The organism is Streptococcus sp. 4886 (assembly GCF_013276485.1).
Classification (GTDB): Bacteria; Bacillota; Bacilli; order Lactobacillales; family Streptococcaceae; genus Streptococcus.
In genome coordinates, this window is the sequence record NZ_VMLD01000002.1 from 142,496 (window position 1) to 153,939 (window position 11,444).

At 31.8% G+C, this 11,444-nt stretch carries 8 protein-coding genes; 4 read left to right on the forward strand and 4 right to left on the reverse strand.

Annotated elements, in window-relative coordinates; all coding sequences use genetic code 11:
* Positions 1 to 185 precede the first annotated feature (185 nt).
* Both HT679_RS01070 and HT679_RS01075 read right to left on the reverse strand, forming a co-directional pair.
* The gene (locus tag HT679_RS01070; RefSeq protein ID WP_173212397.1) at positions 186 to 1,544 is read right to left on the reverse strand and encodes a bacteriocin secretion accessory protein; all 1,359 of its coding nucleotides are present in this window, start codon (positions 1,542 to 1,544) and stop codon (positions 186 to 188) included.
* 11 nt (positions 1,545 to 1,555) lie between these two features.
* Positions 1,556 to 3,709 carry a peptide cleavage/export ABC transporter gene (locus tag HT679_RS01075; protein ID WP_173212399.1) on the reverse strand — a complete coding sequence of 718 codons (2,154 nt, stop codon included), beginning with the start codon at positions 3,707 to 3,709 and terminating at the stop codon, positions 1,556 to 1,558.
* Positions 3,710 to 4,015: 306 nt separating this feature from the next.
* Between HT679_RS01075 and HT679_RS01080 the strand changes: the two genes are divergently transcribed.
* From HT679_RS01080 to HT679_RS01090, 3 genes are all read left to right on the forward strand, one after another.
* Positions 4,016 to 4,264, forward strand: a complete 249-nt coding sequence (locus tag HT679_RS01080) for a Blp family class II bacteriocin (RefSeq protein ID WP_173212401.1) — start codon at positions 4,016 to 4,018, stop codon at positions 4,262 to 4,264.
* 15 nt (positions 4,265 to 4,279) lie between these two features.
* The gene (locus tag HT679_RS01085) at positions 4,280 to 4,489 is read left to right on the forward strand and encodes a Blp family class II bacteriocin (RefSeq protein ID WP_173212402.1); all 210 of its coding nucleotides are present in this window, start codon (positions 4,280 to 4,282) and stop codon (positions 4,487 to 4,489) included.
* A 1,052-nt stretch (positions 4,490 to 5,541) separates the two neighbouring features.
* A complete protein-coding gene (locus HT679_RS01090; protein WP_173212403.1) occupies positions 5,542 to 6,633 on the forward strand; it encodes a thioredoxin domain-containing protein in 1,092 nt (363 codons plus the stop codon).
* Between the two features lie 409 nt (positions 6,634 to 7,042).
* Here the strand turns inward: HT679_RS01090 and HT679_RS01095 are convergent, their stop codons facing one another.
* On the reverse strand, positions 7,043 to 7,939 hold the full coding sequence (locus HT679_RS01095) for a tyrosine-type recombinase/integrase (RefSeq protein ID WP_049532748.1): 897 nt from the start codon (positions 7,937 to 7,939) through the stop codon (positions 7,043 to 7,045).
* A gap of 102 nt (positions 7,940 to 8,041) precedes the next feature.
* Here HT679_RS01095 and HT679_RS01100 point away from each other — a divergent pair, with 102 nt between their 5' ends.
* Positions 8,042 to 9,094: an ATP-grasp domain-containing protein gene (locus HT679_RS01100; protein ID WP_173212404.1), complete on the forward strand. Its 1,053-nt coding sequence runs from the start codon at positions 8,042 to 8,044 to the stop codon at positions 9,092 to 9,094.
* Here the strand turns inward: HT679_RS01100 and HT679_RS01105 are convergent.
* Positions 9,077 to 11,444, reverse strand: a 2,368-nt coding sequence (locus HT679_RS01105; RefSeq protein ID WP_205380501.1) for a hypothetical protein, incomplete at its 5' end; no start/stop codon positions are given. The genes HT679_RS01100 and HT679_RS01105 overlap by 18 nt on opposite strands.

Consider the following 11,444-nt stretch of genomic DNA (forward strand, 5'->3'; position numbering starts at 1 on the left):
TTCCAGAGGTTTCCTCCATAAATCTTTAACAGGTTTTCAGAACTTATTGTTGGAAATTTTTTTAGAGATATTTGTTTTTTGTCCATTTCTTAGACCTCCTTCGTTTATATACTAATTATAAAATAATATATTTAAAAATTTTTTTGAAAATCCCAAAAGGTATCTATATAATCATAAAGTGTTATCTATAAGTGATTGAGGATTTTATCTTTATAGTAATTAAAGTAAGTTTTTTTATCAATGATACTCGTTACTTGGCCTTGTAAACCATATTGTATGATGTTACTGTCTTTATCTGGTAGTTGGGCTAGTGCAGTCACTTTAAAAAGATTTCCTTGTTCAGTTTTTGTTGCTGTTCTATCAATAGAATGGATTTTCCCAATTATTGTGATACTTTGATTTCCGATTTTTTCTAGTTTAAGACGTGCGATCTGTTCTTCTTTAAGTAAAGGGACATACTCAGAAGTGACATAGTAAGTAATAAGTACCTCTTTAGTTTCTTGAATATTGGGGTAAATTTGGGCGATTTCACTACCGTTTGGAATTAGAGTTTTTCCATCAAATTCACTATTTAAATGAATGATTCCTGTACCTGGGGCTTTAATAGTGTTGTGTTCAAAGTTAACATTTGCTTGCCCAAGTTGAGCTGTCAGCTCTGTGATTTGTGTTTCAACAGTCGTCAGCTGTTGAGATGCCGATTGTTGAAATTGGGTTCGTAGGACTTCTACCTTGGTTCCTAAACTACTATCATAAGTCGCAACACTTCCTGTACCTGCTCGTTGAATATTAAGACTAGCGATAGAGGATTTTAGACTTGAGATACTCTGATTAATTTGAGAAAGATATTGATCAGCTAATCCTTGCTGAGATTGTTTCTGGGATTGGACTAAGTAGGAATTTAAAGTATCTTTGTGTGGATTGCTAGCCGACAAACTCGAACTTTTATTAGTGATAGCTTGACTAAGTTCCTCATACTCTGTTATTTGTTTGTAGATATTATTGATTTGTTTCTCTATAGCAGTGGCGGTATTTCCTGCTAAAGCTAGTTGATTATTAACCTCTGCATTGGTTTTAGAGATGCCTAACTCTATATCTTGAGATTGGCTAATAAAGTTGTTAAAGGTATTAATATAACCGAACTCATCTTCTCCTGTAAAGAGGTTATTTCCTTGTGACAGACTTGCTTTGAGAGTCTCGATTCCAGCTTTTTGCCGATTTAGGGTAGCTAGCCGTGTTTCAAGAGCTTGTTTTTGGGATTTCTCCATTGTTTCAGAGTATTTGATAACGACGTCATCTTTTTTGACCGATTGGTTATTGGACAGATTATTAGTTGTTATGGTGTTATTGCTAGTTGATTGGATTGAAGCGATGACTTGAGTTGGTGTAATCTCTCCTCTCGATATGACGGTGACTTCTTTTTGGGCAAATAAAGAGAAGATAAGCAAGAAACTTAGTAATAGGACTAATGGGACAATTAAGAGTGTCGCAAAATTATGGTAGCGGCGCTGATAAAATTCTGCACTTTTAAATAGCTTTGGGTTCATGATAAGTCTCCTTATTTGCTAAATAGATGATAATAGAAACCTTGTTTGGTCATCAATTCTTGATGAGAACCAGTCTCTATAACTTTCCCTTGATTAAGGACAATGACTTGATTAGTTCGTTCAGATATACTAAGACGATGGGCAACAAAGATGATGGTCTTGTCAGTCATGGCCATCAAATTTTCAATAACCTTTTTTTCAGTTAAAACATCAAGTCCGCTAGTTGCTTCATCAAGAATAAGAACAGGAGCTTTAGTCAGTAATGCTCTAGCCAAAGCAATCCGTTGTTTTTGACCACCTGATAAACCAGCTCCATCTGATAGTTCTGTTTGATATCCCATAGGCATTTGTTCGATGTCTTGACGAATTTCTGCTATCTCACAAGCTTTGATAATATCTTCTTGACCAATCATTTGATTAGCTCCCAAGGTCAGGTTTTCTAAAATTGATCCACTAAAAATATAAGCTTGTTGAGGGAGGTAGTTGATATGTTGTCGAAGAACCTTTTTATCAATCATTTTGAGATCATTTTTGTTAATAGTGATTCGTCCCTTGTAAGGTTCAAAGAAGTTGACAATCATTTTAGCCAAGGTCGTTTTCCCTGATCCACTAATTCCTACTATACTGACCTTATCACCTTGTTTGATAGTTAGATTTATGTTATTTAGGGTGTCGCGTCCAAAACCATATTTATATGAAATGTCTTCAAAACAAATATCACCAGCCAGAAACTGCGAATCAGTTAAGGTCTGAGTTTTTTTGAATTCAGATTCGACTAAGTAAACTTCATTAAGACGATTGTTGGCTACCTTTGCAGACTGAAGTTTTGTTTGGATGTTGATGATATTTTCCAAGGGATTAGTAAAGTAAGATAAGAGTGTGTTAAACGTAATCAATTGTCCAATGGAAATTTTACCTGTCATAACTATCTGAGCACCAAACCACAAGATAACAATATTCAGGATGAGTTGAGCTCCCTGTTTAAGGCTGCTTTGTAGGATAGAATATTTACTAAGTTTAAAAGATTTGTCCAAATAATCCACAAACTCACTGTCAATCGTCTGGTATCGAATTTCTTCACTGGTTAGGGATTTGATGGTTTCTATACCATTGATATCTTCAATAATAGCAGAGCTTACCATGGAATTGCTCTGCATAACATCATTATTCATCTTCTCAAAGGGCTTCATAAAAGCAAAAATAATGATGATATAAATAGGAACTGAAATCAGTGAAATAAGGAAGAGGTTGGTGTTTTGTACCAAGAGTACACTACCAATAATGATCAAGATAGAGACATCAAGGAAGAGTGACAAAATCATCGAAGCTAGAGCGTCAATGATTGAATTGGCATCTGTAAAACGAGAGATGACCTCACCAGTTCGCCGTGTCGCAAAGAAAGACATGGGGAGTTCAAAAATGTGGCGAATGTAAGAAAGAATAACATCAATACTTAATCGCTGACTAAGTACAGTTAAGAGGTAATCTCGTGAGAAACTCATCATCTGTTGCAGGATATAGGTGATAATCAGGCCAATGGAGATAATACCTAGGGTTGATTTCATCTGATTAGGAATGTATTCATCTAAAATCCCTTGAAGGTAGTAAGAGCCGCCAATATTGATAAGAGTCACCAAGAGACTAGATAACACGATATAAAAAATAAGTGAACGTTGCCTGAAAATTAAGGGGAGAAAGCTCATCAATCCGTTTTTTTTATCCTTATGAGGTTTATAGCTGGGAGCTGGAGCCAGAAAGATAGCTACACCTGTCCATTCAGAAGCAAATCTCTCCTTGGTCATTTTTGTTACTTTGACATTAGGAGCAGAATCACCAATGATAAGATGGTCTTTTATATTTTTATAGACAACGTAGTAGTGTTGTAGTTTGCCCTCTTTATTAACATGAACGATAAAAGGATAAGGTATGTCTTCCATTTCAAAGAGGCTCATATCCGCTTGAATGGCTCTTGTTTCAAAACTCATTTCTTTGGCTGCTTTGACGATACCAAGAGCGGTCGTTCCTTCTTTATTTGTTTTAGCTAGTTCTCGCAAATGAGCTAAGGAATAGTCAGAACCATAAAACTTGGCAATAGACGCTAAAGCGGCAACTCCACAGTCCCTAGCGTCTATTTGAGGGACAAAGGTTCGTTTGTAAGATGTCATTTGTCAAATCCTTTCTTTTTATTTACAAGACTATTATGACAAAAAATAGGTAGAAAAATTGTTCAAATCTTAAATGGCTCATATAATATCTTGAATGGTATTTTTGATTTTGAAAATTAGTTAACACCATTTTTAACGGCATATTTTTAATCATGAATGGTTACAAATTATGAAAAAAATACGTTTCGTGATGAAAATCGTACATTTAAAGACTTTACGGTAAAACTCGTGTTTTCTCTGGTATACTAAACTTGTCAAGATTGCAATCCGACAAAAATAATTAATATTAATACGGAGGTATTCCTCATGGAAACAAAAACAACGACTCAATTTGATGTTTTGGATACTGAAATGCTGGCTAGCATTGAGGGAGGAACTGATTGGGGAACAGTAGGAAAAGGAGCTGTCTATGGAGCAGGTATCGGAGTTGCTATGTGTGGGGTAGGAGGACTCCTTACTGGTGGTTCCACATGGGCTATGACTGCTGGCTGTGCTTGGGCTGGAGCTAAAATTGGTGGTTCTATTACTGCAATTGCTGATAATCTTTGGCCATAGAAGGGAATAGAAATTATGTATAATTACAAAATAGTAGATAATCAAGAATTAAGTAATATTTCTGGAGGTGGATTGGGAGGAGATGTACTTGTAGGAGCCTTGTCGGGTGCATTTCAGGCAGGACAATCTTGTATTGCTGGAGGCCCCCAAGCTTACTTTATTTGCGCAGCAGGAGGCGCTATAGTAGGTGGCTTTGTAGCTTATGGATTGAGACCACCAAAATAGTTTTAAAAAGGAATGAGTGTTAATATGTTAGAGGAAACTATGATTCAGCTTATACTCATTGCAATTTGTTGTGTGTACATTATTTTTAACACCAAGGCTGATAAAAACCCAAAGAGAGGATATCGTACAGCTTTGTACCTTTTCGTTATGGCTGGTATTATATCCTATATTATGAATTATTTGAACTGGTTAGATTTTTTCTTACTGATAACTCCGATAATGTGCCTATTTAAATTTGAAGATCAATGGAGTTAGCAACGTTTGACACTTCAATAGGTTATTAGCTATCCTTTGGCTCATTGTCAACTGTAGTGAGTTGAAGAAAATCTAAGATCGAGAAAGGACGAAATTCGTCCTTTCTTTTTTGAGGTACGACGGGCATGTCGTATATCTGAGGTGTAAGTCCTAGGTGGGCACCTGCTACCGGTGAACCCAATAGCGATTCTCAAGCCTGACTATCGTGAGGTAGCGGGAAGAAGAAGGCATAGCGAAATCGTGGCTTAAAGAACAGGAATGTTATAGTAAGACACGTTTAGAGGATAAAGTGGCTTTACACTCTGAAGCACAAATAGGTATACCTAATCTATATATTTAAATCACGAGAGTGTACAAGAAAAGATGTGCGACTTATCTATTGAGGTGAGGTTCTGCTGAGAGCTGACATCATGCTAATAAAGAATCATGAGAAGTTAGTCAATTCTATAGTAGTCAGGAAAATTCTATAATGGAAGTGGAGTGAAAGGTGAACAATTGAAAGTAGAATTGTATATATTGATTATTTGTTTGATAGGATGGTAGTATGAAAATATAAATGGTGACTATTGTTCATAAAAAAAGGACACACGAATAGAACGTTTATGTAGCATGAGAGAGGAGGTAGTTAAAACAAATAAATATGATTGTGTTAATCATTATTTTGAAAGCAAATGATGTTTCTATTCTGCAGAGCGAAAAATACCATTTCAGTATAATATAGCTACCTTTTAGGATTTGCTTAAAAATTTAGTTTTAAAATGTGTAAAATAAAATTATCAATAAAAAGGAGCCACATTATGAAGAAGTATTTATTACAATCTTTATTAGTTAGTACCGTAGCGTTAGTTACCATTAGTCCGAATCTTGTTTTGGCTGAAAGTGCTGAAACAAAATTTTCTGATACAGTGCCATCAGCTTTAAATTTAGAACCAGCTGTTACAGAAACCACTGGAGAATCTTTAACTGAACAAAAGTCTAGCGATAGAGAAAATGAAAGTAACGTTCAGCAATCTACGAAAGAAATTATTAAGAAAGAAACTGAAGATATGAAATCAGTTACATATGAAGAATATGCTTCAAATGTGTCTGATTTTAATAAAATTAGTATTGCTGAAGTTCGTCAGATATTCACTTCAGAAGATTCGGAACATACTTTATATTTTGGAAGAGGGACATGTTATCATTGTCGTGAATTTTCTGGAGTATTGAAAGAGTTTAATATGCTGATTGATAAAAAGTTAGAATATTACGATATAGATGGTGAGGATTTTGATGATTCTGCTAAAGAGTTCATTTTTAAAACAATCGGTATTCCTGGAACGCCAACAATTATTTATTTTAAAAATGGTAAAACTATTTCTGGTTGGGTTGGTGGAGGAATAACTGCACAACAACTTTACGATTATCTCTATTTTGGAAAAACTGATGAGAAGCCGAAAAGAGAATTTGAAAATGATAATAAAAATATTATAAATCCAGAGAATTCAATGCAAACTATGGATACTAAAGAGGATACAGTTAAAATTAAAACAATTACAAATCAAATCCCTAAAGATATTCCACTATCTGACGAAAATTTACAGAAAAAGATTGTAGTTAAATCACAAGATACTTTTGGAAAGACTATTGAAAATATAGAGGATAATTCTAAAGATAGTGTGGTTGGTGTTAAAAATCAGGAGAATCCTGAACTACTTTACAGTAAATTTAATGAATATAAATCAGATTTTATAGTATCAACTAATTTTAAAAAAATAGAATCGGAAGTAAAAAATTTACCCCAAACAGGAGAAGAACAATCGATTAACTTTGTTCGTTTAGGAATCGCCTTATTTATTACTGGAATTTTTATAATAAGTAGTCATTTAAATACTAAAAATGAAGTATAAGATCATAAGAGTATAGTAATCTACTGGAAATAGATCACATTAGATATTTATGAGAAACAATGTAGATAATCTTTTTACCAAATTTTCAAAATAAAAATAAGTAAATAAATTGAGAAATTTACCTAAGTAGGAAATAGATTTCTCAATTTATTTTATTGTGGGAGGATTTGATTCGCTTTTACAGTAATTAAGTTCATTTATCAATCTTTTTTTATTATATTTAAGAATATTTGAAAACAGTATTTTAGAAAACAATTATGGAGTTTTAATACGGAATATAGTATAAATACTGATTCAAAGTGAGGTTTTGTATGTTTGTTACTTTTGTTGAGTATAAAATCTATTAACTAAAGTCGAACTACAAAAATTAATTTAAGATGAAGTGAACTGTAGACTTTGGAAATGTCTCTTACTCGATTTCAGAATGAATCGCTGATACAGGATTAAAAGAACTAAGTATTTCTTTTTGTTTTGAATGAGATACGTGAGTATAGATTTGTGTGATTGATATAGAACTGTGTCCAAGAATTTGTTGAATATATCGAATATCTACATCACTATCTAGAAGCATTGTCGCAAAGCTATGTCTAAACATATGCGGTGTAATAGATCTAGAAAAGTTATTTTGTTCAACGATTCTTTTTATAACTAAACGTACACTTTGCTCTGACAATGGTTTAAGTGGATATTTCCCTGGAAACAAGAAATCATTTGATTCATTTCTTGTTTTATTTATATATGTTTCTAATAAATTGAATGTTTTTTGATCTCCTAAAAATAGGATACGTTCTTTCTTACCCTTTCCTATAATATGGAGTGTCTTATTGGAAAGATTAATATCTTTGAGATGAATGTGGCAAAGTTCAGAAATTCTGATGCCTGTTGAAAGCAAAAGTGAAATAATTAGTAGATTTCTTTCAGCGTGTTGTTTTTGATAATCAGTTTTAGATAGAACTACTCTCTGCTCTAAATATAAAAAAATACTTTTCAGAATGTCATACGGAATCGTTTTAGGCAATACTTTTTCAGTTCTAAATTGAAAACGCAATTGATTGAAGGGGTTCTCTTCAATTATGTTCTGGTATTTTAGATAGTTATAAAACACCTTCATACAAGCAATTTTTCTTCTTAATGTATTCGTTTTTATGTTAGATCGTGTCAACTGTTCTATATAGGATTCGACATTATCATAGTCTGAGTTATAAAATTGCATAAGATCATTCTTATAAGCTCGAATCGTGTGTGAACTCAAACGCTTATGAGTTTTGCAATAATCTAAGTAAGTAGAAATAAGTTTATAATCCATAAAAATCTCCTTTATCAATAATCATGCTATTATAAACCTATTTAGGTGCTTTGTATAGCGATAATAAATTGTTATCGGTAGGAGAGAGGGGTGCGAATATACATGAATGACTTGGTAAAATTTGTGAATAACACTCTAGAAAAATATCAATATTATATTATTGACAATAAAAAAAAGATATTCTTAGTCTGTCCAACTAAGTATTTAACTAATAGCGGTGAGAAGGGGGATAGATTTTCAGAGTTCTTTTCTTTATCTGAATTAGAGCAAGTATTAAAGTGTTTTCAATCACTAGGGATTTACACTGAAGTCTTTTTTGAGACTAATGCACTATTTTCAAAACTACTCTCGCTAGATGCTGATAAAATGAGTGATATCATTGTTTTTGAACACACAGAAAGTAATGGAATATGTGCTGGAGATAGTCTTATCCCTGCATTTTGTGAGACCAATGGTATTAAGCATATTGGGCCAAGTCCATATATAAATGCATTATTAAGTAATAAATTTCACTGGAGTATTTTATTACGTAACTACGGATTTGATATGCCGGAGTCGTTTCTGTATCAATATCAAAAAAAATGGCTTGCTGATTGCAAGCCACAAGAGGGGGAGCTGATATTTATTAAGCCTAATTCAGGTTACTGTAGCATTGGTGTTGATCATCTTTCAAAATGTCATTTAAATCAAGAGACTTGTGATTTACTAGATAAAAGAGTAGAGACGTATCAACAGGAGTTTATCGTTCAGCGTTTCATTGAAGGAGTTGAATATGAAGTTCCGTTTTTCGTGGATTATTCTGGGCAAATTCACGTATTGCCACCTATTCGTATTCATCATAATGAACAGAAAGATTTCCTTGATTTTCATGATGTTTTAACCGATGAATATACATTTAGTATTGAAACTGATTCAGAAATTCTTTCGACTTTAAATCAAGTAGTCTCCGAAGCTGTTTCTTTTCTAAGATTTGATAAATTCGGAAGAATTGATATCAGATATTCTCAAGGAAAAGCTTATATTTTTGATATCAATACTTATCCTCATTATATTGAACATAGTTCTTTTTATAAGTCTATGCATAGCATATATAAAGAAAATACATTAGATATCATAATGAAGTTACTTCTTGGAAACTTATTCCCAGATTTCTAATGGACTAAGTAAAAGTAATTGCCCCCAATGTTGCCAAATAATTCCAATTTCTTCAGGATAGTATTTTAATAGAAAACTATTATATTGAATAACATCCAATTCCCTATGTTCTAGTTCAATAACCAACTGTTTCATTTGTTTGGACAGTAATTGATTTCTTTTCTTAAAATAATTTTTACTTTGACTATCAGGAAGAGAACCCAATAATTCCTCAATGATTGCAAGTGCTGAATCTTTGTTTCCTAGAAAGAGGTTTATAAAGGCATAGTTATTATAAATATAGTATTTATAATAACTATCAACATCGGTATTGCGATTAATTGAAAAATATGCTTCCTTAATCAAGGGGAGACTGGTTTCTAAATCGCCTTTTAAAAAGTACATTACAGCAAAATTACTTTTGATTAAATCAACATCTGGTAGCGAATTTGGGTGAATATTTTCAAGAATTTCTGCATTTATGCTATCTTTATTAACAAAGTCCAGCAAAGAAATGTTGTTGATCAACATAATATTGCCAAAGGAATAACATGGAACAATACCATCTTCTAATTCTTGTAGTAACTGCTTTGCTATTCTATTAGCAGTTCTATATTGCAGTGTCAAGTATAGATTTGAGAGGTAATTAATCGTAGCTACGATATAATGTTTTGGATATTGAGATTTATGAGTATTGAAATAGTCATAGGCTTCCTGTAGACTTTTTTCTGCTATTTCAACAGAATATTCCATATTGCTATTAAGTTTTTGAGCATAATACAATAAGCCTATATAAGTATTTTGAGGAAATTGAGCGATAATTTCCTCAATTTTTTTATTCACTGAATCAATTTTCTCTAATTGCGATAGTTCTAATAAAATATTTTTTTTAAGAATTAAAAATTTTAATAAATATTCCTTGTGGATTTCTTGAGCATCTAGTCTATTAATTTCTAGTTCAATTTCAGTTAATAGTTCTTTTTGTCTAATTATATCAATAAATTGATTGTATAGAGTTTGAAATTTTATATCCAAGATTTCCAATTTTAAATAAGGATGAAAATCTGAAGTTTTTTCTATTAATTTTAAAACATCTTCAAAATTTCCTGAGATAAAATAGTTAATAGCAGAAATAATTAATTCATATTGTTCTTGAATTTTTTCTCTTAATGAATCTTCTTTTGTGGTAGATATATTTAAGCGCTTAAAGTCAGATATATTATTTAGAACTTGGGATATTTCTGATTCTTCTATGAGACCTAATTTACTAGCAAGGAGATGACGGTCATGATAATTTCCTGGATAAATAATATCAAAGCATCTTAAAATAATTACACTATACTCATAACGTTCCGTATCTTCCCATTCTTCTAGGGCATATAAGACATAATCACTAGCAAAACTATAATAATCAGTCGTTTCGATCAACAGATTTTCATTAATACAATCATTCAAGTAAGATTCTAGTTGAATTTGATTTAAAAAATTAGTTGCTAAATTTTTATTAATATTTGTTTTATCAATTAATGAGATATTCCTAAGAACAGAGTAAAGATTTTCACCGTTACGCTTCGTCAGCAATTCTTCTTTAAGTGATTTTTGTATATTGATCTTTTCTATGTTATTTCCTAGTATCAGTTGCTGAATAATCGTTACTAAATGTAAGTTCCCATTTAATAGGCTATATATACTTTTTAGCTGGGTATCATCAATTTTTTGTGTATTAACAATTTGTTGAAAATCTCCAAATGAAAGTTTTTCGATGTGCAGAGATTTCGTTTTATTTATACTTTTTGTTGCTGTAAAAATGATTGTTAAATTGTCAAACATCGAACTTGATTTATAATTTAATAATTTATAAAAAAATTGTTTCACAACATCTGATTGCTTATCAAAGTCATCTACTAAGATAATTACTTCGTTCTTTTGGAGAAATTTTGAAAGTATATTAAATTTGCTTTTATAATATTCATTAGATTCAGTCTCAAACGCATGACTTTTTCTAAAAGTGGATAATAAGTCTTTTACCAATTCACCAATTGGCAAATCTATTCCTATAGTTAGCCTTGAGTCATTTAGTGTATTTGAGAATTTTGATGGCCAATTCTTTGAATTAAGTTCCTCAAAAAAATTCTCAAAAGTCATCAAATCTTGATTTATTTTAAAAATTGAATATGATTTATTTTGATAGTATTCATAGATTTTCGATATGATTGAGGTTTTTCCATATCCTCTTTCGCCAACAATAGAAATAGATTTATCAAAAGTATTACCGTACAAGCCGTCATTTATTTCATCAGTGATTATAGATACTATTTTTTCAATATGAGGGAAGTAGTACAAATTTGTGTCTCCTACCGATAACAATTTA